Source organism: Paenibacillus kobensis NBRC 15729, from assembly GCF_004000825.1.
Taxonomy (GTDB): domain Bacteria; phylum Bacillota; class Bacilli; order Paenibacillales; family Paenibacillaceae; genus Paenibacillus_T; species Paenibacillus_T kobensis.
On record NZ_BILZ01000005.1, the window covers coordinates 189,961 to 211,038 of the forward strand.

Sequence of the window (21,078 nt, forward strand, 5' to 3'; positions counted from 1 at the left end):
TGCTTCAAGCATAACGGAACAGGCTGGACTTGGATAATAGAAGAAATCTATTTGCAAATAGAAGAAATCTAATTCAAATTCGGTCCATTCGATGGCAATGGCCGCTGGCCGCTCCCGGCCTTCCGGCCATCTAACGGACAGCGGCCATCCGAAGGGCGCATGTCAACTATTCTGTTCAACCGAACAGGCAGCGTACCGGTTCTCCGGAATCCGGAGCTCCAAGTGTCCCCGCAGCGTATCCGATTCGTATTCCGTTCGGAAAATGCCGCGTTCCTGCAAGATCGGCACGACCTGCTCCACGAAATCCCGCAGCGAAGTAGGGATGGGGGAGCTTACGATAAAGCCGTCAGCCGCTTCTTCTTCGTGCCATTGCTGGATTAAATCAGCAATCTTCTCGGGGGTACCGACGAACGGCGATTTCGGGGACGCTGCCTGCAAGGCGACCTGCCGCAGCGTCAGATGCTGCTCCTTAGCCGTTCTCTTAATCCGGTCCGTGCTGCTGCGGAAGCTGTTGCTCCCGATGTCGCCCAGCTCCGGGAACGGCTCATCCAGACGATAACGGGAGAAATCGTGGTGATCGAAGAAGCGCCCTAGCACTTGCAGGGCAAGCTCGATGCTTACAAGGCCGGCGAGCTCCTCGAACTTCCGGTCCGCTTCTTCTTGCGTGCGCCCGATGATCGGCCCGATGCCGGGAAGAATGGCGATATCTTCGGCCGAACGGCCAGCAGCAACAGCGCGGCTTTTGACTTCCCTGTAGAACCGTTTGGCTTCCTCGATATCCTCGTGACTTGTAAATACAGCATCCGCGCTTGCCGCCGCAAGCGTAATGCCGCTTTCGGAGGAGCCCGCCTGGAAGACGACCGGCTGGCCTTGCCTCGACCGGGCAATATTAAGCGGCCCCTCGACCGAGAAATAACGGCCGTGGTGATTCAACCGGTGCATTTTCTCTGGTTGGAAGAAAACGCCCGTCTCCTTGTTGCGGACGAACGCATCGTCCTCCCAGGAATCCCATAACCCGCGGACGACCTCTAGGTGCTCCTCCGCGATTTGATAGCGCTCGCCGTGAGACGGATGCTCGGCTTTACCGTAGTTTCTCGCGGATCCTTCGAGCGGGGAAGTGACAATATTCCACCCGGCCCTCCCGCCGCTTATGTGATCAAGGGACGCGAATTGTCTGGCAACGGTGAAAGGCTCGCTATAAGAGCTTGATAACGTGCCGACCAGCCCGATCTTGGACGTGACGCCAGCCAGAGCGGATAAGATGGTTAGCGGCTCGAATCGGTTCAGAAAGTGAGGGATTGATTTCTCGTTAATATATAAACCGTCAGCGATGAAGACGAGATCGAACTTCCCGGCTTCCGCGGTCAGAGCCTGCTCTTTGTAGAAAGGAAAGCTCACGCTCGCGTCAGCGGGGACATCCGGATGGCGCCAGGCCGTCACATTCCCTCCCACGCCGTGAATTAAGGCGCCTAATTTAATCGATTTCCGTCTGCTCATCTGTTCCCTCCTATCGAACGTTCCGCTTTCAGCAGCTGGAGGCGGTAACTCTTTACGATCGAGGAGTCCCCCTTCACGATGTCCTTCTCTTCGGTGCGTTCGAAGCCGAGGCGTTCATACAGCCGCACGGCGGATTGCATCATATCGCTCGTGTGGAGATGAAGATGGCTAGCCCCCCATGCCCGAGACCGTTCAATGCTCTCCGCAGCCAACGCCGCTGCGATGCCTCTGCCCCTTGCTCTGCGCGTAACGGCGAGCAGCCGCATAATCGGTCCATGAATGTTCAATTCCGGCAAGCCGTATGCAGCATCCGATGTATCGTACAGATACACGCTCCCGAGAATAACGCCCCCTTCCTCGGCTACCAACCGAACTTTCACATTGGGATCGGTCAAGGAATTGGCGATACTGACCTTATAAGCTTCCCACCGTTCCTTAGACATCAGCTGTTCATATTCTGCATAAGCATCCTCCAGCACCGCTCTTACCGCATCGGTATCCGAATGTTCCGCGTCCCGTATGACAACCTGCCCGATCGTCATCTCGCTCCCCCGCTTTCGAGGCTCCGTATTCTGGCGATTTGCAGTAAGTGATGCTCCAGATGGGCGATAAAGCCGCGGACAACAGCCGATAACGTGACCGTCTCGCCTTTGGCATTCGTTCCCGTCTTCTCCCAATCCTCCGGCTCGAGCCGCTGAAACAACAAGCTGTTGTACTCGAGCAGCGATTTGAACGCCGCAAGGATGTCGGCGGCATGCTCCTCGTTCGCTTTCTGTCCGGCCACCCAAGCATCTTGGTTGAACGCAGGCAGCCTCACTTCGGAACGGGCTAAAATTTCCCGAATCCGGAACGATACGATCAGATTATGATCGGTCAGATGGGCAAGCACCTCCGTCACGCTCCACGAATTCGGAGCAGCCTTCCATCTCAACCCTTCGTCCGTCAACCCTTCGATGGCTTGTTGTAATTGTTCATGCGTGCGCAAATACGTACGGACATCAATCGCCAATTGGCTCATCGTATCTCGTTCACCTCTTTCTTCATTCGTGCTATCCGAATCTTACAATTGCTGCAGAGCGTCAACGGCAAGCGCGGCCAGATAAGAAGCGCTATGCTCCAACGCACGCTCATCCACATCGAATGCGGGGTGATGCCATTCATGCGGTCCGTCCGTCCCGATGAAGAGGAACAAGCCCGGCGTTTCCTTTAGATAGAAAGCAAAATCCTCTCCCGCCAGCGAAGGAGCTGGCGGGACCACGCGCAAGCCAAGCTTCTCGGCCGTTCTCGAAGCGCGCTCCGCCCAGCCTGCGTCATTGCGTACGGCCGGAGGCCCTTCAATCCAGGACACCTCGGCGCTTGTTTCGAATGCGCCGGCTATGCCCGCGACAATTTGTTCGAACCTCTCGCGCACTCGCTTCCGTACACGCGGATCGAACGTGCGCAATGTGCCGTCAAGCACGGCTTTGTCGGGTATGACGTTCCAGGCAGTCCCGCTCTGTATCCGGGTCACACTTATTACAGCGCTGTCGAGCGCGCCGACGTTGCGGCTGACGATAGACTGCAGCGCGGTGACGATATGAGCGGATACGATAATCGGATCGAGCCCGGCTTCGGGGATGGCCGCATGGCTCCCCCGGCCATGCACTTCAATGACGAAGCCGTCGGCGGCAGCCATGATCGGTCCGCCCTTGATGCCGATGGTGCCGACCGGCAGATCCGGCTTGTTGTGCAGGCCGAATATGGCCTTTACCCCTTTAAGTGCGCCGCTTGCAATTACTTGCTGCGCGCCTTTCGCCTTCTCCTCCGCGGGCTGGAACAGGAACCGAACCGTTCCCGGCAATTCGCTCTCCTTCTTCTTGAGCAGCAATGCGGCACCCATGGCGGCAGCCGTATGAAAGTCATGCCCGCAGGCATGCATCTTGCCCTTATTCAAGGAGGCGAACGGCAGACCTGTCTCTTCCTGCACAGGTAGCGCGTCAATATCGGCGCGGATTGCGATGACCGGACCTCCGAGGCTTCCGCCAACTTCCGCGACGACACCCGTTCGCAGCGGAAAGTCCGCGATGCGAATGTTCGCTTCGGACAACCATCTTCGAATGGTTGCCGTTGTTTCGAATTCTTCATGGGATAATTCCGGATTGGCATGCAGGTGCCTTCTCATGGCGATCAATCGTTCCCCGAACGGCTCAATCTTCAAGATGCTCACCGCTTTTCCTCCTCAAGGCTTGCCGCCGCTCAGTTCGAGACCGCATGTTCCTCAAATGCTTCCTTCAGCAGAGCCAAGGAGCGTGCGCGCTTCTCGTAATCCTCGATCACCGTCGTGAACACAAATTCCTCGACGCCATACGCTTCGCCAAGCTCCAGAATCCGGCTGCGGGCCGTCTCCTTCGTCCCTTTCGTCACATCGGCTTCACGCACTTCGGCGGTATAAGACTCTCCTGCTTGTCTTGCGAATTCTTCCGCTTGTTCCAGCGTGCTCACGTTAACGGTTTTGCCGCTTGCGAGCGTCACGCGAACGCTTAAGAGATCGCTGGCGATAGCCGCCGCCTCTTCTTCCGTATCCGCCGCGACGACGGATAGAGCAAGAATCGCTGTCGGATTCGTACCCGCGCTTCGGTTGAAGCTTCGGCGATACGTATCGAATGCTTGCCTTGCGGCGTCAGGATCGTTGTTGATAAATAAAGCGAATACGTAAGGGAGCCCTCTCTCGGCCGCAAGCTCTGCGCTGGCCACACTCGTACCCAGTATAAAAACGCTGGCTGGATGACTAGGCAATGGACTCGCCTGCAGGCCGGCGAGCGGATGCTCTTCACCTGCCGGTTCATAAAGAAATTGCTGCAGCTCGGTCAGCTTGTGTTCAAGCTTTCCCGTTTCCGCCGCCTGCAGAGCTTTCGTCGACCTCGGCAATCCTCCCGGCGCGCGTCCGATGCCCAGTTCGACTCTGCCCGGGGCCAGCGCGGCAAGGACGTTGAAATTCTCCGCCACCTTATAGGGCTGGTAATGCTGCAGCATGACGCCGCCAGAGCCGATCCGAATGGTGTCGGTGCGGGCAAGCAAATAAGCAATAAGGACTTCGGGAGACGATCCCGCCAGACGATCCGAATCATGATGCTCTGACACCCAGAACCGCTCGTAACCAAGCGATTCCGCCAGTTGGGCTAACTTGACTGTGTTGTGCAGCGCCTCCGCAGCCGTCTGCCCTGGGAATACGATGCTTTGATCCAATATACCAAGCTTAACAGCCATCGATATCTACTCCTCGCGATTAGATGGAATACGCACTTTCCGGCGCGAATCTCTTCAGAAATTGCTTCGTTCTCTCCTCCTTCGGAGATTGGAAAATTTCTCTTGGCTTCCCCTGCTCTACAATCGTTCCGTTATCCATGAAGACGACATGACTCGCCACGTCTTGGGCAAAGCTCATCTCATGGGTAACGATGATCATCGTTATCCCTTCCTTCGCGATCTTGCGAATGACGGAGAGTACTTCTCCTACTAGCTCAGGATCGAGCGAGGAAGTCGGTTCGTCGAGCAGGATCACTTTCGGACTGAGCGCGAGCGCCCGAGCAATTCCTACACGCTGCTGCTGTCCCCCGGACAATTGGCTCGGATAGGCATCCAGCTTATCGCCTAGTCCCACCTTCTCGAGCATCTCCACAGCTCGAAGCCGCGCTTGTTCCTTCGGCAGCTTATGTACGACGACGAGTCCCTCCATGACGTTCTCGAGCGCTGTTTTATGCCGGAATAGATTGTATTGCTGGAACACCATCGCCGACTTAAGGCGCAGTTGATGGATATCTGATTTGGTCAGACGCTTGCAATGGACGGTGAAGCCGTCGATCGTGATGTCCCCCTCGCTTGGCCGTTCCAAATAGTTGATGCAGCGAAGCAAAGTCGTCTTGCCCGAACCGCTCGGACCCAGAATAGCGACGACATCGCCTTTCCCGACGGTTAGATCGATGCCGTGCAGCACCTGTTGACGTCCGTACGATTTTTTAATTTGCGACAGCTGGATCATGACACGCCTCCCCGGGTATACAGTTGGAATCGCTTCTCCGCCATGGCGGTCACCCGCTCGATGAGGAACGTCAACCCCCAATAGAGAACGGCGGCAGCGATGTACGCTTCGAAAAACTTCCAGTTGGAAGACGCAATGATCTGCGATTTGGCGTTAATGTCAACGACCGAAACGGTGAACACGAGTGTAGAGCCGTGCAGCATACTGATCGTGCTATTGGAAAGATTGGGCAGCAATATCGCGAACGCCTGCGGGAATACGATACGGCGTACCGCTTGCGAAGTCGTCATCCCGACCGAATAGGCCGCTTCGATCTGGCCCTTGTCGACCGCGAGAAGTCCAGCGCGGACAACCTCGGACAAATAGGCGCCCGATGTAATCGAAAACGCGATGTACGCGAATCCGATCATCGGAATCGATACCGAACGGAACGGCCAACCGAACTCTGTACAGATGGCGTCAATAACGAATGGAAGCCCAAAATAAACCAGAAGCAGATGAGTCAGCATAGGCGTTCCGCGAATGAAGGTGACGTATGCGACCGCGGCGGCATTCAGCACAGGCACTTTGTTTATCCGAATAAGTGCGACAGCCGTGCCGATGGCAAGGCCGCATAGGACGGATACCGCAGTTATGGCCAGCGTAGTCGGAATCGCCGTCAGCAATTGGAGCAGCGCGGTCCATATAAACGTAATATCCAGCTTCATAACTGCGCCTCCTTTCTTCGCCACTTCGAGCTTGCCGCTTCTCTGCGGAGAAACGATCGTTTGACCAAAGGCTCCTTCGTCAGCCCTGCAGCTGCCGGTTCATGGCGCAGCAGTCTCCTCTCGAGCCGTTCGAACAGCTTCTGCAGCGCAAAGCTGATGATGAAATAAAGAGCAGCGAGCGAAATATAAACTTCGATGAACCTCTGCGACAGCGTGCCCATCGACTGTGCTTTCCCCGTAATATCCAAGATCCCGAGCGTGAAGGCAAGCGATGTGTCCTTCAAATTGCCGATGACGACATTGCCGTATACCGGAATGGAGATGGACAGCGCTTGCGGCAGGACAATCCGGCTGAATGCCTGGAACCCGTTCATCCCTACGGCGTATGCGGCCTCCACTTGCCCGCGGTCTACAGCCGATACCGCTCCCCGGATCACTTCAGCGATGTACGCTCCGCTATGCAGGGAATACGTGAGGATGACGAAAAATAACGCAGGCGTTCTCGTCAAGTCGACGTAAAAGAGCTTCAGAACCTCCGGGACGCCGTAATAGAACAAGAACAGCTGAATCAGGATTGGCGTGCCTCGAAAAAACGACACGTACAGCTGTGACAGTCTTCTCAGAACCGGAATGCGGTATAGCTGGGGAAGCGCGACGAGAAGCCCAACTATCGTTCCGATGCCTATGGAGCTTCCGACGATGAGAAGCGTCACCTTCAAGGCCGGAAGCAATCTGTAAAAATATTCGAATACGTAGGCAATCTCAAATCCGTGTTGACCCATCTTTCGTGCTCACTCCTCCAGCCAGACTCGCATGCCGCTTGCGTCCGCTTATTTCGAGAAATCTTGACCGAGCCATTGCTCGCTAATTTTTTTGAGTGTACCGTCCGCTTTCAGTTCTTTGATCGTAGCATCGATCGCATCGGACAGCTTTTTGGACTCTGGATCGTTCTTGCGGAATACGTACTGAATGTTGCCTTCGTTCAGCGGTTCCCCAACCGTCTTCAGCTTGCCTTGCGGATCTTTGATCTTGAGCAGGAAATCGGCTCCGATCGTAGCATCCACACGCCCCGATGAAATTTGTTGCACTTCGTCGTTCGCGTCGTTCTGCTGATAGACAATCTTGATCGCATTATCATGTTCTTTGTTATAGTTCTCGAGCAGTTGGGCTTGTGCACTGGTCGGTCCGATAAGTACCTTTTTCCCTTTCAGGTCGTCCAGCGACTGGATCGATTCCGTGTTGTCCGACGCTATGATGATCTTGTTCCGCCAATAAGCGTACGGCTCTTGGTTAAAGTCGAACTTTTCGGCTCGTTCCGGATTTTTCTCAAAGAGATTAGCGGCAATGTCGATCTTCTTGGTTTCCAAGCTTAGCAAAATGTTGGAGAATTCCAGCGGCTGGAACTCGAACTCATATTGCTTCAGTCTCTTGTCGATCTCGCGAAGAAGCTCGATGTCGAAGCCGGTCATCTTGCCTTTGTCGTCAAGAAAAGCGACTTGCGCGAAGTTGCCTTCCGAACCGACGATAACTTTCTTAACGGTTTCGCCGTCCGCCGATCCGCTGGCGGGTTTATCGCTTTTGCTTCCGCATGCGGAAGCAATTAGCGTGAGGGCAAGCGTTAATGCAACGACCGTAATCTTTTTCATTGTAAGACCTCCATGTATTTTGTTTTTATTCTCACAATACCTACTTGTTAAGTGTGAATTATGAGCTAATCTAACTGTAGCATCATGATTCCCGGATGGATAATAGAGAAGTTCTATTTATTGATATAACAATTCAATATCGTTTTTTTCGCCGTACAGCTCTTTGCCGATGCTCATGATCGCTTCCATGAACGGCGCATGTTTCCCATGGCAAGATACGATATTCGTCTGCAGCGTAATCGCTTCTGTCTCTTGCATTGGAATCGCCACAAGCTTTCCGCTTTTAATTTCCTCTTGAGCGCTGAGGCTGGGCAAGAAGCTGATTCCCGCTTTCCGGATGACCAGCTTCTTGGCTGTCTCCGAATTATCGGTAAGGAACTGGATATTCGGAGGATGATCAAGACCGCCGAACATCCGATGCACCCGAAGCCAGTCGAGTGCCCCGCATTCGAAGAATACGAGCGGCGCAGCGGCTATTTGCTCAATCGTTACCTTATCCATGTCTAAGAATGGATGGCCTTCGTAAACGTACAACCGGATGGGGTCCTCGTAAAATTTGGTGGATTGCAAATTCGGATGGCTGACGTTGCGTACGAATCCGATATCCACCTCCTTGGCGACGACCCTGCTGAGAATATCGTCCGTCGTTCCTGTCACGAGTTTGAAGTGGGTGTTCGGAAAGCGCTGTTTCAGCCTGGACAGTACATCCGGAATGGTGTAGTTCGAGACCGAGACGGTACAACCAAGTCTCAGTTCTTCCGGCAGCGATTTTTTCTGATTAATGTGAAGCTTGCCCTTCTGGAAAGTCATCAATATTTGCTGTGCATACGGCAAGAATCTTTTGCCTTCTTCCGTTATTTGAATTTGTTTGCCGATGCGGTCGAACAGCTTGCAGTTCAGCTCGCGTTCCAGAGACTGGATTCGGGCGCTTACGGACGGCTGGGATAAGAACAGGATGTCTGCCGCTTTGTTGTAACTGCCGTAATGGACAATGAATACGAATGCCTCGATGTTCTCGATATTAATGGCGCACACCTCCGGTTCGTTTCGAATGGTTCATGGTTCTGAATAAAAGAAAAGAGACCTCCGCTGTCATAGCCAATGAAAAGGAAGTCTCCGGTGATCCGGTAGACGCGAAAGAGGGAAATACTCGCATCTTCATATTCAGTTCTTTACCAATACTAAACTATTCCGATTAACTTACTTGTATTTGTTTTAGGTTACCATCTGTATACAAAAATTGTCAATACGTCTTGCATATCTATTATCACCATATTGAGCTCTGTCGCCAGTCCTGAGTGTTGATGCCTAACAACATATGAACTAGCACTGAATAATTTATACAACATATCAGTCAAGGAGAGCACATCCAATGAGATTATTAATCATTGCGCCAGAACAGATTCCTGTTCCGCCCTTCAAGGGGGGATCAGTGGAGAATTGTATCTATCAAATCTCAAAGAACGCCTCTAATCAGCATCAAATCACAATCGTTAGCCGATGGAGCAAAGGTTTGCCTCGCAAGTCGACCATAGGGAATATGACGATCCTTCGAGTGTCAGGCGCTACGAAAAAGGTTTACTTGAAGAATGCGATTCACAAGGTGAAGAACCGCACGTTTGATTATATTCAGATCGATAACCGACCAAGCTTTGTACCCGTAGTTAGAAACGCATTTCGAAATACACCTATATCTGTATTTATGCACTCCATGACCTTCGTCTCCCTTCCTAGGACAACAACCAGCAAAGCAAGAATCGATTTAAAAGAAACGAATCTTATCATCGGTAATAGCAGGTCTCTGCAGCAAGCATTGGCAAACCGTTTCCCCGCCTATTCTAACAAGATCAAATATGTACATCTGGGTGTAGACTTATCTAAATTTCGTCCGCGAATGACTAAAAGGTCGGGTAAGTTCCGTTTCCTGTTTGCTGGTCGATTAATCCCAAGAAAAGGAGTCCCCCTCTTATTAAAAGCATTTAAAATAGCCCTTAGATCAAATGCATCGATTCAACTTTCTATTGCCGGCGGAGCTTCGAAACCAGCCTATAAAGCCTATTTAACAAAAACGGCAAGGCAGCTAAAAATACCCGTTACTTTCAAAGGGAACTTGTCCCGCAAGCAAATGCCTGCATTCTACCGTTCAGGAGACGGTTTCATTTGCCCTTCACAGGAGCATGAAGCATTCGGACTTGTCAATGTCGAAGCGATGGCTTGTGGTTTGCCTGTTATCGCATCTAATAATGGCGGCGTTCCGGAGATTGTAAAGCATAAGCGTAATGGGTTTATCGTGAAAAACTACCGGAATCCGAATTCTTTTGCCGACTATATGGTGAAGTTAGCTAATGATCCTAAGTTATATGACCGTTTATCGATTCAAGCCCGGAAGGATGCAATCAATCGATTTAGTTGGAAGCGAACAGCTGCAAGGCTGATGAAGATTTACGAACAATAAAAAGGAAAGGGTTGAGCAGGTACCGCTTCTGCTCAACCCTTTTGTTTCCCTCAAGCTTTATCTAAAAGGCAGACGGTCGAGCGTCCGGTCTACGTACGGTTTGAAATTGTTCGTTCGAATAATGGAGGCTCCCTTAGAAGCGAGCAGCCGCTGCTCTGATATCTGCCACGTATGCGATTGTCGATTCGGGCGGCGATATGCGGCGAAATTATAGGAAGAAGCCGTGAATACTTTGAAGCCTCGTTTCAGGCATCCTTGAACAAATCGCACATCGGCCCCCGCAACTACCTTGGTCGAGAAGGCAACTTTCTTGAATACTTTCTTGCGAAACATGATTGTAGCGCCGGCAATTCTTCTGCACCGACTGTTAGGCTTCACGGTCGTTTTGCGAAGCAGCAGCAAGGAACGGTGAGGGAAGAAGAAATAACACGATCTTTTGCCGACGACATCTGCTTTCTTCCTGAGAAACAACCGCATGGATTCATTTAGATAATGGGGTGAATAGTAGTCATCGTCATCGAATTTGGCAATATAGCCATAACTGGCGCGGGCAACCGCATAATTCATGCATGCGCCAAGATTGTTACGCTCATTCACGCGAAAGATACGGACGTTGTCATATTTCCGTGCTAGCTCCTTATAGGGACCCATGGCGATGCTGTTGTCATTGATCACCACGATGAGCTCTTTGACGGGCCATTCCTGGCGGTCGTAATTGTCGAACAGATTGAGCATAAGCTTCTTTCGAATCGTTGAGGTAACAATCGTTACGCCTGCGTGAGCATTCGCAGACATCATTTTGGCCTCCTAGAGAAATGGGTCAAGACTAGTTTACATAACGACTGTAATACTTCGTCTTGCGAACAAGCTTGCAATGCGACATGTAGCGGCGCGTCGATGTCTTCTGGGTATGGCTATTGTAGTCTGTTCGTCGGATGCAGACATAATGCCGCTTGGACACGGAATAGATGCGGATACCTCTGCGGTTACAACGATGCAGCCAGCTAGAATCGGTACCAACCTCTCTATTCTCAGGGAACGGGATACGTTTCCAGACCGATTTCCGGAATACCAGCGTGCCTCCCTTGATGCCGCGGAGATATTTCCATTCACCGCCGCTGCGGAACACCATCAAAGCCTGCTTCGCTTTGAAGTAGAGGAAGGCGGTATGTTTGCCGACGATAGGCGCTTTGCCGCTTTTGATTGCACGGGCAGCTTCCCTCAGAAACTTAGGGCCGTAATAGTCGTCGTCGTCAAACTTGGCGATGATGCCGTTCTTGGCTAAGTTGATGGCGTAGTTCAGACATTTACCGAGCTTATAATTCTGGGGAAGCTTGAATACACGGACTTCGTTGCCCGGGTATTGACTTGCTCGTTGTCTATAAGCCTCGATGTCCATGTTGTCGTTGTTCAGGATGATGATCATTTGTTTATCCTTATAGAGCTGCCGGTCGTAATTGTCGAATACATTATTGATGAAGGAGGATCTCATTGTACAGGCGATCACGGTGATCATCTTAGCGGCCACCTCCATCTGATGTCGTTTTAAGCTTGGCTTTGCGCCGGTTCCATAATGTGTTTTTTGGGATTTTGTACAAGTTGTTGTTTAGAACCTTGCGGTACAGCTTCAAGAAGGAGTCCGTCATGACGATGTCGGAATAGCGGGTTCTGGCATAACGCCGGAGTCTTCGCGCTGTGGGCAGCTGCTGGCGGTTCTTGATCTTCGCCGCCATACCGGAGGTCGTTCGGCACAACAGCTGCGGCATGCCCCGAAGTACTTCGGCGACGCCGCCTTTCTTGAAGCCGAGCACGGGCGTGCCGCTCGCCATCGATTCGACGAGGACAAACCCGAAGGGTTCATCCCAAGTCGAGGTGAACAGGACGCAGCTGGCGTTGGCGAGCAACTCGCGTTTACGTTTACCGCCGACAGAGCCGACGTAACGGATGTTTCGACCCAGATGCGGCTTAATTCTAGCGTTGTAATAGCTCTTGTCATTCAGCGGCCCGGCAATGATAAGCTTTTTACCCGTTTCTTTAGCGACCTTGATGGCCAGGTGTACCCCCTTCTCCTTGATCACTCTCCCTAGGAAGAGCATGTAGCTCTGTTTGGCGGTCCTGAACGTGTAATCGGACATTCGGACACCATTGTGCACCGCATAGCCTCTTCGTTTCCCATATTTGCGCAGAATGAATTTGCTGACGTAAACCGGGATCTGAACGCGGCCCTTAATCGATTTGGAATGGGATTGGCAAATGGTCGGAATTGGCGGATTCGCTTTCGCAACGATACCATAGTGATCGTGAATAATATCTATATCCGGCGGGAGGTGTTTAATAATGAAGTCCAGCTGTTTTCTCGGATCGTCGGATTCGTATTCAAACGTCTTGGTCGCGTTCGAGGTCGAGCCCTTCTTGGCGAACAGGAATACCTCATGTCCCCGTTTGACCAATTCTTCCGTCAAGTAATGAACGGTGCGCTGCGTGCCCCCATAATCCCTCGGCGGGACTGGAATCGTATTCGTCGAGATTTGAGCAATTCTCAAATGTCCCTCAGCTCCTTGGTCCTTATTGTCCATAGGCATTCTTTGTAGGATATGAGCGGACTTCTGAGCAGGTCACGGCACATTGATCTATATTCGGTGGTAATATTAGCGGTATTATGACCAGCGCTTAGCATATTGCCTATACCATGTGAAAGCCGTCTTCATAGAATAATAGCATTATATGAAGAGGGGAGAGAGGCTGTTGAAAGGATTGATTCTGTGTGCGGGGAAAGGAAGCCGGTTATATCCGTTTACGCACAGTCGGCCGAAAACACTCGTACCTGTCGCAAATACGCCTCTCCTGCAATTTTCGATTGTGAAATTAATGGAGCTCGGCATAGATGAGATCGGCATTGTCATTCATCCATCCCAAGAAATGAGCATCCGCGGGCAATTCGGAGAAGGAGAAGCGCTGGGCATATCGATCTCGTACATTCATCAGAACGAGGCGAAAGGAATCGCGCACGCGGTCAAGCAAGCGCAGGCTTACATTTCGGACGAACCGTTTCTGCTGCTTCTAGGAGATAATTTGATTTCCGCCTCGTTATCCACGTTGAAAGATGACGTCGAGTTGGGCGAGGCACAAGCATCCCTGTTACTTGCCGAAGTCAAGGTTGCGCAGGATTACGGCATCGTAGAGATTCAAGACGAGCGCATCGTCAGCATCGAAGAGAAGCCGGTAAATCCCAAGACCAATCTAGCGGTGCTAGGCGCATATGCGTTCACGAAGGACATTTTCGTTGCGATTGACGAAATCCAGCCCTCGAAGCGGGGGGAATATGAAATTACGGATGCGATTCAACGGTTGAACGATCAACGGAAGGTTGTCTCTTATCACATTACCGATCAGTTGAACATTGACGTCGGCACCATAGACAGGTGGCTGGAGGCCAATAGAAAATTGCTCAGCTCGGACGTATCCATGAATCGGATACATGGTTCCGTCAAGCTGGAGAACTGTGCGATCGTGGAGCCGGTATCGATCGAGAAGGACTGCGTGCTGAAGGATTGCCGGATCGGCCCTTACGTGTCGGTAGGCGAGGGCTCTGTGCTAGAAAATTGCCATATCGAGAACAGCATTATATTGAGCAGGGTCCATTCCAAACACCTTCCATTTCAATTAAAAAACGTCATCATCGGTGATCATTCCATTATCGCCGGTGTACAGACCGGCAATGGAGCAGACAAGCCTTGAACATATTAATCATTGGTACCGGCTACGTTGGGGCCACGACCGCCATGGTATTCGCCGAATCGGGCTGGCAAGTCACCGGACTGGATGTCGACGCGGGTAAAATCGAGCGGCTGAGGCAGGGACGCCTGCACTTTCACGAGCCCGGACTCGAAGACTTGATAGCCAAGCATGTGTCAAGCGGCCGTTTACTCTTTACGACAGACAAAGAGACTGCCATCGCGGGACACGAAGTCATTTTTATATGCGTCGGAACGCCTTCGCAACCGGATGGAAACGCGGATCTGCGCTATATTAGGCAAGCGTCCGAGGATATCGGGCACTGGATGAACGGCTATAAGCTCGTCGTCACCAAAAGCACGGTCCCCATCGGCACGCAAGAGCAAGTCAAAGCATGGATCGAAGCAGCGCAGCGGCAGCCTCATCTATTCGATGTGGCGTCGAATCCTGAATTTCTCCGGGAAGGCAAAGCTGTGGAAGACGCCTTGCGGCCGGACCGTATCGTAATCGGCACCGATAACGCGAAGGCAGCAGAGCAGCTTCTAACGCTTTACCAATCGTTTCAGTGCCCTCGTATCATCACCACCCCTAGGACCGCAGAATTGATCAAGTATGCCTCCAATGCCTTTCTCGCCACGAAAATAACCTATATGAATGAGCTTGCAAGACTGTGCGACGAATTTGAAGTCAACGTCAATGAGGTAGCCACAGGGATGGGACTGGATCCGCGGATCGGGCCAAGCTTCCTTCAAGCCGGTCTGGGATACGGAGGCTCTTGTTTTCCGAAAGATGTCTTGGAGCTGGTCATGACCGCAAGAAAACTACAAGTGCCTCTTCGTATCTTGGAAGAAGTCATGGAAGTGAACCGCACTCAATTCACGTATTTACTCGACAAGGCCAGGACGCGCTTGGGGGACTTTGCGAATAAGAACATTGCGATACTGGGGCTCGCGTTCAAGCCGGATACGAACGATATTCGGGAAGCGCCGGCTCTACGGATAATCCATGAGCTGCTGCTCGAGCAGGCCAACGTAAGGCTGTTTGATCCCGTCGCGACATTGCCGGCGCACGCTTCCTATCAGGCGGTAACGGTTTGTTCCTTGGTCGAAGAAGCATTACACAATGCGGATGCCGTCATCTTGTGCACGGAATGGCCTGCGTTTGGACAGCTCGATTGGGAGAACCTGAAGGGACACCTCAAGCAACTCAATTTTTTTGATGGGCGCAATATGATGGATGCTCGATTGATGCGGGGAATCGGATTTTATTATCAAGGCATCGGCAATGATTATTGAGAATTTTGAAGTTTCAGATTAAGAGCGTTTCTCGATCTCACCTCGACGGCAGTTTATCCAAGCATCCATTGAATTCGAACAAAAAAAGAGAGGGCAGTCACCCTCTCTTGCAATTCATATAATCTGGCCCACATTAAGATAACTAGCATAGGTACTTCCTCTCCCATACCATTTTGACTACTTTTATTTATCTGGCGTCTTTTCTCCTACTTCGCCGTGATTGCTATCAGCTATATATTTTCATTGCATCAGACACAAAACAAATAACAGTGAACTAAACTTCAATATTAGAAAAGCCCGGCCTTTGGCCGGGCTTTCCCATGAGATATTGTTGCGCAAGGTACTACCTCTTCTTGATAATATAGCGAATAATCCGTTCAAATGGCGCTCTGTTAACTCGGTTACGCGGAGCAGATCTATATATTTTTCCTCGATTTGAGTGGCAAATACGCAACCAGAGTACCTTCTCGCCTCGATACACGGATCATATCTGCAACCAACAGGACAGCCACTGCTCAGCGCTTCAATGCAAGTTAACCCTTGAGTTTCACTAGATCAACATCTCACTTCCATATACTTGAAATAGGTGCAGCGTTACGACTCTCCCCTAAACGAGACAGACCGTAGAGATCCTCAATTGTGCGTAACACATTGTAATGGTTGATCCGCTCATTGTACTGACCAGGCTTAATCATCGAGCCTACCATAATTATTGGTATACGATTCTTCTTCGAGAAATCATCTTCATCCCATGTCAGAATGAGTAAACTCTGATGCTTTATTGCCCAGTTAACATACGTACTCAAATTACCCTTCAACCAATCATCCGCTTCCTTGACCGTTCCATCATGCATATCATCTTGATGATTTGGGATGACGAACGAAACCGTAGGTAATTTATCGAACTGTTGCGGGAATGCACTAAAAGGTTGGTTTAATTTTGCAGGGATATTCGTAAATTGGACCCAAGGATTATGCTTGCGGCCATATCCTTTATAGGAGCAACCCGTAAAACCTACTTTAGGTAAATCTTCAGAATATCCGATAAAAGTCAGTTTCGACTTCATTAACTCGTACCCCAAATTGTCTGACTGGAATGGCTTCTTACAGGAGTCATCTTTCACACCTTGTGTGGATCCTGAGAATAAAGCAATATAGTTTGGTTGTGAGGGATGAGTAATAGCATATGCGTTCGTAAATAATGCCCCTTGCCGAATCAGCTTATTCATATACGGAGCATTCAAGCTATTTACAATTTGCTTGTAAGAGTGGTTCTCTTCAATAACAATCACGATGTGTTTGACCGGTATATTAGGGAAGTTAGTCGATTTAACAGCAGTTACATCTACGTCCACCACGTTTGTATTTGCCGATGTAGGTTCTACTAAACTTGAGGTCTTAAGTGTACTAATACATCCTGTTAACAATGTGACAAACAATAATGTAAGCATGATATTTTTTAGTTTGTTCATACGACTCCTCAAATGATCGGCTCTCGATTAGTTCATCCATATACCAATTGCAACTGCGAGCAGGGAATTAACATTTAACGTACGCTCAGTCAGTAAATAAATCTTTGAAAGAGAAGATACATCTAGTTCGACGTCATTTGACTTTTCCTCTCCTCTTCCGCAATAGCCAGTAAACAAGTAACAAACATGTTACACCTGCAAGGGCGTAGCTAATCGGATGAATATATTTATCGATTGAGTCGGCGTTCACTCCAAGTTTGAAACCGGCAAATCCCAATGCCATATTCCACGGGATACATCCTAATAGTGAGAACAACACAAATTTTAAGAAAGGCATCTTTGCGATACCGGCAGGCAATGATATAAAGGTTCGAATAAACGGCAAATTTCTAGCGAAAAAGACGGTACTCTGACCATATCGCGCAAACCAACGCTCAGACTGATCGAAATGCGAAGCATTAAATAATATATATTTCCCATATCGTTCGAGCAGCGTTCTTCCCCCAAGTGCACCGATATAGTATGCAATGACGGATCCAACTACGTTGCCCGCAATTCCAGCGATAACAACTTCGGTATATGTCATAGAACCTGTAGCAGCAGCAGCTCCGCCACTAAGCATAATTACTTCACTCGGAATCGGAATACAGGCACTCTCAAGAATCATTCCGATGAAGATACCAGTGACACCTAATGCATTAATAAGTTGAATAGCCACATTAGAAATCCATTCGATCAACTGATGCATATAAACAAAAGCACTCCTTTTCTCCTAGATATATCGCTTGAGAATTACTAATCCTAATGTAGATTGAATTCCTAAAACGACTATAAAAAGATTCTTAATATTTTCTTAAGTGGCATCAAACAAAAAAACCTGATTAGCTCAGGTTTTAGATTTCGGATACAAGTCCGCAAACCGCATAATTTTTTTAAATACAGACTTTTTGGGATGTTCTTTGAAAATGTTCGGATCCGGACTTGTGTTCACTTCTAATATCCTTGGCCGAAGTGATTGATCAATCGCAATGTCAAGCCCTACCACATAGACTCCTGGGAATGCTTTCTGCATGGCCTTGCCCACATTCTCTCCCAGTATCGAGAGGGCTCTCAATTGATTTTTAACATCACTTGTGTAACCAGCTAGTAATCGATTTGCAGTCACAATTGTACCACCGCTGTGATAGTTGGTCACAATTTTATTCTTTGCGGCTACCCTTCCAATAATGCCTGTCGTTTCCCAACGACAATCAGGTGCATATTGTGTCATAATTCTAAGATCGAATCTTCTTCCCTTATGCTTAAGCAAATGAATACCTTCCTGTACGAGATGTTTTTTCTTGCCTGTATTCTTTTGAATGGACTGGTACATGTCATCATAATTCTTAAAGGTGTATATTCGTTCTTGAATTTGGTATTGATACCCCAACTCTGTGCGTTCTACACGCATAACGCCTATTCCGTACGAACCAACGTCAGGCTTTATATAAACCATTTTATATTTTTTCAATAATGTTCTCAGCGATACTTTGCTCATATGAACCGTTTCGGGTACATAATCCGATAAAACCTTATCCTTCAATAGCGCAGCGGTTTTCATCCATTTGCTGCTCACATGACGAGACATCTCCATCCTTATACATACATCATTTTTTTGCGTTGGACAGGAAATTGTCTGGCTGTTGTATCTTCAAGTGAACTACTATTGTCAACGATTACGTCCACGTAGTGGAGTGCCGAGTTAACATTGTGTCGGGTTGTACAGTGTCATTTTAGGGTCCTTTCATGCCCGTAATAGGGCTGTTAAGCGAATCATGATCAGCCTAACAGCTTTTGTTTAAATTGCCATTTCGAATTGATTTCTGATCTTTCTGCTGGGTTTTCAAAATTGGTTTGTCCGAGATATTTTTTATGATCTTGATGTTAGTCCAAGTCAATGGTGTAACTACCGAATATAATACCTAGCTGTATTTCGGAAGGAGTGAAGAGATGAGTATCCAGAAACGACTGTTAGCTAAGGGAAGTGCGTATGAGTCACCTTATTATGTAATAAAGGGGGAACAAAAAGGCCCTGTTTGTATGATTACAGCCGGTATACATGGACGGGAGAAGGCGGGAATATTAGCTGCCCAGAAGTTTCAGAACATTCGTCTTAAGAGAGGCACGTTAATTTTAGTTCCTATTGTTAACAAGAAGGCTTACTTGTTGAATCGTCGCGGTTTTCCAGGCTGCCCCGATCTGAATCGGACGTTTCCATACAAGACCGATCGACGTCCGCGGCATCAGCTGGCGGATCAATTATTGCATTTAGCCCGAACCTTCCGGCCTGATCTAACTCTCGATCTTCATGAAGCAAACGGATTTTATAAGAAAGATAAATCTAAACTTGGGCAAACCATTATAAATATCCCTAAATCTCCTACAGTCACTAGTTCAAAGAAAGTAGCCGCCCGAATAAATAAAATGATTGATAATTCAGTGCATCATTTTTCGGTTGCACAGAATGTAGTTCCACGATCCTTTCGCCTGGCAATGGCACGCTCATTGGGTTGTAAAGCGATAACCATCGAAACTTCAATGAGTCTACGGCTAAAGACACGAATCAAATACCATGAAGAAATCGTGAAAATGTTTTTAAAAGAAATGGGTTTGATTGATAAAAATATTAAACATTTGGTCGAAATTATTCAGCCCTCGCCCAGGGATTGAGTCTTGTGCAAGGCTTGGTGTCGAGCGCAACGGAGATTACGGATCAAATTCTTTTCCTCCGACCAGTAATAAAGTGAAAGAGGCTAACTGAAAGATTCAGTTGCCTCCTCGCTGTTATTTACAAAAGTAATCTAATTTAGACTGTATATCAGGTGACATACTTGCCGGATTGGTTGGCAATTGCTGATTTTGTCGGAACCACATATTGAATGATAATACACACGATAAGAACGGCTAACAGAATAGCAGATGCGATTTGAGTACCATTCTCTAGGCCCAGTCCGCCTTTATCATGAGGTTTGATTAAATAATCACCGAACGTGGCTCCGAATGGGCGAGTTAAAACGAATGCTAACCAGAATAAGAGAACACGGTTGATTCTCGTAAACCAATAAGCCAGTAGAACCAACAGAATGAGCCCTCCAGTCAGCATGGCACCTTGCGCAATGGTGAGGCCTAATCCTTGCTCCAAGAAGTTTCCCCCGCCAGCTAACTTACCGATACCTTCACTTTTATGAGATAAGAAGTCTCCAGCTGCGGTGCCCAGCGTATTGGAGACCAAGATAGCAATCCAGTAAAGAATCTCTACCCTTTTGGTGGCGATGTCTTTAACATTTAACGAAGGTTCAGTAACAAACCAAAATAAAAAGATAACAGCCAGCAAACTAATCAATAATATAGATCCTTTCATGTAACCCAATCCTAATGACCGATCCATGAAATCCGAAAATGCTGTACCTGCTAAACTTGTAGATGTAATAACTACCCAATATACAGGTGGCACGTATTTCTTCACGAACAGCTGAATTGTTAGAAAAACGATAAATATCCCGACAAAAAACAAGAAAGGGATTAAGTAATTATCCTCTGATCCTGGAACAGTCACTAAATCGCTTCCTGTTTCCCCTAGCGTCGTTGCGGCAATTTTCATAATCCAAAATAAAAGTGTTAATTGTGGTATTTTACTGATCGAAGAACTTAAACTAGAATTTTTCTTTGTATTATCCATTAATCTGTTCCCTCCTCAAAATGAACTACTCTACTTGGATGATTAATGATTTGAAGCATTCAAGACATCAACAGATTGTTGGATTGCAGAGTTACATTTATTTATGTTAGGGCTTTTGGTTCGCACAGCAGCGAGCACCTCATCAATAGTGCCGTCAATCTCAGTCCAGGTTTTACGATCAATCTTTCTAAGCTTCGGTTCAGACTGATCCCATTCATATTCCAGGTCATCTGCCTTCGTTTTTGCTGTACTCAGATTGTTACCGTTGATATTATCGAGAATGTCTGTCTCAATGCTAATAAAATCATTTAGTTGTCCGCTCAAGGTCGTTTGCGATGAATCAATTTTTGGAACGATATATTTGTTGCACCATCTATACCCTCCAAATCCGACCATTAAGAAAATACAAATGATTGTAAGCATTTGGATCCATACAAGTTTTGAATTATTAATTGTATCGTTTGATTGGACAGTTTCTTTTTTCGAAATAAAATCATATTTGGTGATCGCCAAGAAGACAATGATTGCCAATATC

21 protein-coding genes and 1 pseudogene are annotated in these 21,078 nt (G+C 48.7%); 4 read left to right on the plus strand and 18 right to left on the minus strand.

Features of this window, described 5'->3' with window-relative positions; all coding sequences use genetic code 11:
- Nucleotides 1–162: 162 nt before the first annotated feature.
- The 10 genes from PKO01S_RS05545 to PKO01S_RS05590 all read right to left on the minus strand — a co-directional run bounded on the left by PKO01S_RS05545 (nucleotide 163) and on the right by PKO01S_RS05590 (nucleotide 8,903).
- Nucleotides 163–1,497 (minus strand): LLM class flavin-dependent oxidoreductase, encoded by a 1,335-nt coding sequence (locus tag PKO01S_RS05545; RefSeq protein WP_127530316.1) that lies wholly within the window; start codon nucleotides 1,495–1,497, stop codon nucleotides 163–165.
- Nucleotides 1,494–2,039 (minus strand): GNAT family N-acetyltransferase, encoded by a 546-nt coding sequence (locus tag PKO01S_RS05550; RefSeq protein WP_127530317.1) that lies wholly within the window; start codon nucleotides 2,037–2,039, stop codon nucleotides 1,494–1,496. Before PKO01S_RS05550 ends, PKO01S_RS05545 begins: the two co-directional genes overlap by 4 nt.
- Nucleotides 2,036–2,515 carry a DinB family protein gene (locus tag PKO01S_RS05555; protein WP_127530318.1) on the minus strand — a complete coding sequence of 160 codons (480 nt, stop codon included), beginning with the start codon at nucleotides 2,513–2,515 and terminating at the stop codon, nucleotides 2,036–2,038. Before PKO01S_RS05555 ends, PKO01S_RS05550 begins: the two co-directional genes overlap by 4 nt.
- A gap of 42 nt (nucleotides 2,516–2,557) precedes the next feature.
- Nucleotides 2,558–3,658, minus strand: coding sequence for an amidohydrolase (locus PKO01S_RS05560; RefSeq protein WP_127530343.1), 1,101 nt, complete (start codon nucleotides 3,656–3,658; stop codon nucleotides 2,558–2,560).
- A gap of 74 nt (nucleotides 3,659–3,732) precedes the next feature.
- Entirely contained in the window at nucleotides 3,733–4,743 is a 1,011-nt protein-coding gene (locus PKO01S_RS05565; protein ID WP_127530319.1) for an LLM class flavin-dependent oxidoreductase, read from the minus strand.
- 19 nt (nucleotides 4,744–4,762) lie between these two features.
- A complete protein-coding gene (locus PKO01S_RS05570; RefSeq protein WP_127530320.1) occupies nucleotides 4,763–5,515 on the minus strand; it encodes an amino acid ABC transporter ATP-binding protein in 753 nt (250 codons plus the stop codon).
- Complete coding sequence (locus PKO01S_RS05575) at nucleotides 5,512–6,222, minus strand: amino acid ABC transporter permease (RefSeq protein ID WP_127530321.1); 711 nt, start codon at nucleotides 6,220–6,222, stop codon at nucleotides 5,512–5,514. Before PKO01S_RS05575 ends, PKO01S_RS05570 begins: the two co-directional genes overlap by 4 nt.
- Nucleotides 6,219–7,004 carry an amino acid ABC transporter permease gene (locus PKO01S_RS05580; protein ID WP_127530322.1) on the minus strand — a complete coding sequence of 262 codons (786 nt, stop codon included), beginning with the start codon at nucleotides 7,002–7,004 and terminating at the stop codon, nucleotides 6,219–6,221. Before PKO01S_RS05580 ends, PKO01S_RS05575 begins: the two co-directional genes overlap by 4 nt.
- Before the next feature lie 48 nt (nucleotides 7,005–7,052).
- Nucleotides 7,053–7,868: a transporter substrate-binding domain-containing protein gene (locus PKO01S_RS05585; RefSeq protein ID WP_127530323.1), complete on the minus strand. Its 816-nt coding sequence runs from the start codon at nucleotides 7,866–7,868 to the stop codon at nucleotides 7,053–7,055.
- A 117-nt stretch (nucleotides 7,869–7,985) separates the two neighbouring features.
- Nucleotides 7,986–8,903, minus strand: coding sequence for a LysR family transcriptional regulator (locus tag PKO01S_RS05590; RefSeq protein WP_307719817.1), 918 nt, complete (start codon nucleotides 8,901–8,903; stop codon nucleotides 7,986–7,988).
- A gap of 337 nt (nucleotides 8,904–9,240) precedes the next feature.
- Here PKO01S_RS05590 and PKO01S_RS05595 point away from each other — a divergent pair, with 337 nt between their 5' ends.
- Complete coding sequence (locus PKO01S_RS05595; protein WP_127530324.1) at nucleotides 9,241–10,323, plus strand: glycosyltransferase family 4 protein; 1,083 nt, start codon at nucleotides 9,241–9,243, stop codon at nucleotides 10,321–10,323.
- Between the two features lie 57 nt (nucleotides 10,324–10,380).
- Here PKO01S_RS05595 and PKO01S_RS05600 read toward each other — a convergent pair whose 3' ends face one another.
- The 3 genes from PKO01S_RS05600 to PKO01S_RS05610 are packed head-to-tail and all read right to left on the minus strand — an operon-like array spanning nucleotide 10,381 to nucleotide 12,866.
- Entirely contained in the window at nucleotides 10,381–11,118 is a 738-nt protein-coding gene (locus PKO01S_RS05600; RefSeq protein ID WP_127530325.1) for a glycosyltransferase family 2 protein, read from the minus strand.
- Between the two features lie 31 nt (nucleotides 11,119–11,149).
- Nucleotides 11,150–11,839 carry a glycosyltransferase family 2 protein gene (locus tag PKO01S_RS05605; RefSeq protein ID WP_164779494.1) on the minus strand — a complete coding sequence of 230 codons (690 nt, stop codon included), beginning with the start codon at nucleotides 11,837–11,839 and terminating at the stop codon, nucleotides 11,150–11,152.
- 1 nt (nucleotide 11,840) lies between these two features.
- Complete coding sequence (locus tag PKO01S_RS05610; RefSeq protein ID WP_164779495.1) at nucleotides 11,841–12,866, minus strand: glycosyltransferase; 1,026 nt, start codon at nucleotides 12,864–12,866, stop codon at nucleotides 11,841–11,843.
- Between the two features lie 202 nt (nucleotides 12,867–13,068).
- Here PKO01S_RS05610 and PKO01S_RS05615 point away from each other — a divergent pair, with 202 nt between their 5' ends.
- Together PKO01S_RS05615 and PKO01S_RS05620 are read left to right on the plus strand one after the other, a co-directional pair.
- The gene (locus PKO01S_RS05615) at nucleotides 13,069–14,061 is read left to right on the plus strand and encodes a sugar phosphate nucleotidyltransferase (protein WP_127530328.1); all 993 of its coding nucleotides are present in this window, start codon (nucleotides 13,069–13,071) and stop codon (nucleotides 14,059–14,061) included.
- Nucleotides 14,058–15,353 carry a UDP-glucose dehydrogenase family protein gene (locus PKO01S_RS05620; RefSeq protein WP_127530329.1) on the plus strand — a complete coding sequence of 432 codons (1,296 nt, stop codon included), beginning with the start codon at nucleotides 14,058–14,060 and terminating at the stop codon, nucleotides 15,351–15,353. The genes PKO01S_RS05615 and PKO01S_RS05620 overlap by 4 nt, the downstream gene beginning before the upstream one ends.
- A 563-nt stretch (nucleotides 15,354–15,916) precedes the next feature.
- Here PKO01S_RS05620 and PKO01S_RS05625 read toward each other — a convergent pair.
- From PKO01S_RS05625 to PKO01S_RS05635, 3 genes are all read right to left on the minus strand, one after another.
- Complete coding sequence (locus tag PKO01S_RS05625) at nucleotides 15,917–16,825, minus strand: alkaline phosphatase family protein (protein ID WP_246070444.1); 909 nt, start codon at nucleotides 16,823–16,825, stop codon at nucleotides 15,917–15,919.
- Between the two features lie 133 nt (nucleotides 16,826–16,958).
- Nucleotides 16,959–17,573, minus strand: coding sequence for a DedA family protein (locus tag PKO01S_RS05630; RefSeq protein ID WP_127530330.1), 615 nt, complete (start codon nucleotides 17,571–17,573; stop codon nucleotides 16,959–16,961).
- A 138-nt stretch (nucleotides 17,574–17,711) separates the two neighbouring features.
- Nucleotides 17,712–18,440: a YheC/YheD family protein gene (locus tag PKO01S_RS05635; RefSeq protein WP_164779496.1), complete on the minus strand. Its 729-nt coding sequence runs from the start codon at nucleotides 18,438–18,440 to the stop codon at nucleotides 17,712–17,714.
- Between the two features lie 374 nt (nucleotides 18,441–18,814).
- On the opposite strand from PKO01S_RS05635, the gene PKO01S_RS05640 reads away from it, so the two are divergent.
- Nucleotides 18,815–19,534 carry a M99 family carboxypeptidase catalytic domain-containing protein gene (locus PKO01S_RS05640; protein WP_127530332.1) on the plus strand — a complete coding sequence of 240 codons (720 nt, stop codon included), beginning with the start codon at nucleotides 18,815–18,817 and terminating at the stop codon, nucleotides 19,532–19,534.
- Between the two features lie 148 nt (nucleotides 19,535–19,682).
- Here the strand turns inward: PKO01S_RS05640 and PKO01S_RS05645 are convergent, their stop codons facing one another.
- Both PKO01S_RS05645 and PKO01S_RS28690 read right to left on the minus strand, forming a co-directional pair.
- A complete protein-coding gene (locus PKO01S_RS05645) occupies nucleotides 19,683–20,543 on the minus strand; it encodes a COG4705 family protein (RefSeq protein WP_127530333.1) in 861 nt (286 codons plus the stop codon).
- Nucleotides 20,544–20,585: 42 nt separating this feature from the next.
- Nucleotides 20,586–21,078, minus strand: a pseudogene (locus tag PKO01S_RS28690) (hypothetical protein); the annotation flags it as partial.

Coding starts and splice junctions, on each gene's coding strand:
- PKO01S_RS05545 (WP_127530316.1), bottom strand. CDS start 1,497: ATGAGCAGACGGAAATCGATTAAATTAGGCGCCTTAATTCACGGCGTG.
- PKO01S_RS05550 (WP_127530317.1), bottom strand. CDS start 2,039: ATGACGATCGGGCAGGTTGTCATACGGGACGCGGAACATTCGGATACC.
- PKO01S_RS05555 (WP_127530318.1), bottom strand. CDS start 2,515: ATGAGCCAATTGGCGATTGATGTCCGTACGTATTTGCGCACGCATGAA.
- PKO01S_RS05560 (WP_127530343.1), bottom strand. CDS start 3,658: ATGAGAAGGCACCTGCATGCCAATCCGGAATTATCCCATGAAGAATTC.
- PKO01S_RS05565 (WP_127530319.1), bottom strand. CDS start 4,743: ATGGCTGTTAAGCTTGGTATATTGGATCAAAGCATCGTATTCCCAGGG.
- PKO01S_RS05570 (WP_127530320.1), bottom strand. CDS start 5,515: ATGATCCAGCTGTCGCAAATTAAAAAATCGTACGGACGTCAACAGGTG.
- PKO01S_RS05575 (WP_127530321.1), bottom strand. CDS start 6,222: ATGAAGCTGGATATTACGTTTATATGGACCGCGCTGCTCCAATTGCTG.
- PKO01S_RS05580 (WP_127530322.1), bottom strand. CDS start 7,004: ATGGGTCAACACGGATTTGAGATTGCCTACGTATTCGAATATTTTTAC.
- PKO01S_RS05585 (WP_127530323.1), bottom strand. CDS start 7,868: ATGAAAAAGATTACGGTCGTTGCATTAACGCTTGCCCTCACGCTAATT.
- PKO01S_RS05595 (WP_127530324.1), top strand. CDS start 9,241: ATGAGATTATTAATCATTGCGCCAGAACAGATTCCTGTTCCGCCCTTC.
- PKO01S_RS05600 (WP_127530325.1), bottom strand. CDS start 11,118: ATGTCTGCGAATGCTCACGCAGGCGTAACGATTGTTACCTCAACGATT.
- PKO01S_RS05605 (WP_164779494.1), bottom strand. CDS start 11,839: ATGATCACCGTGATCGCCTGTACAATGAGATCCTCCTTCATCAATAAT.
- PKO01S_RS05625 (WP_246070444.1), bottom strand. CDS start 16,825: ATGAACAAACTAAAAAATATCATGCTTACATTATTGTTTGTCACATTG.
- PKO01S_RS05630 (WP_127530330.1), bottom strand. CDS start 17,573: ATGCATCAGTTGATCGAATGGATTTCTAATGTGGCTATTCAACTTATT.
- PKO01S_RS05640 (WP_127530332.1), top strand. CDS start 18,815: ATGAGTATCCAGAAACGACTGTTAGCTAAGGGAAGTGCGTATGAGTCA.
- PKO01S_RS05645 (WP_127530333.1), bottom strand. CDS start 20,543: ATGGATAATACAAAGAAAAATTCTAGTTTAAGTTCTTCGATCAGTAAA.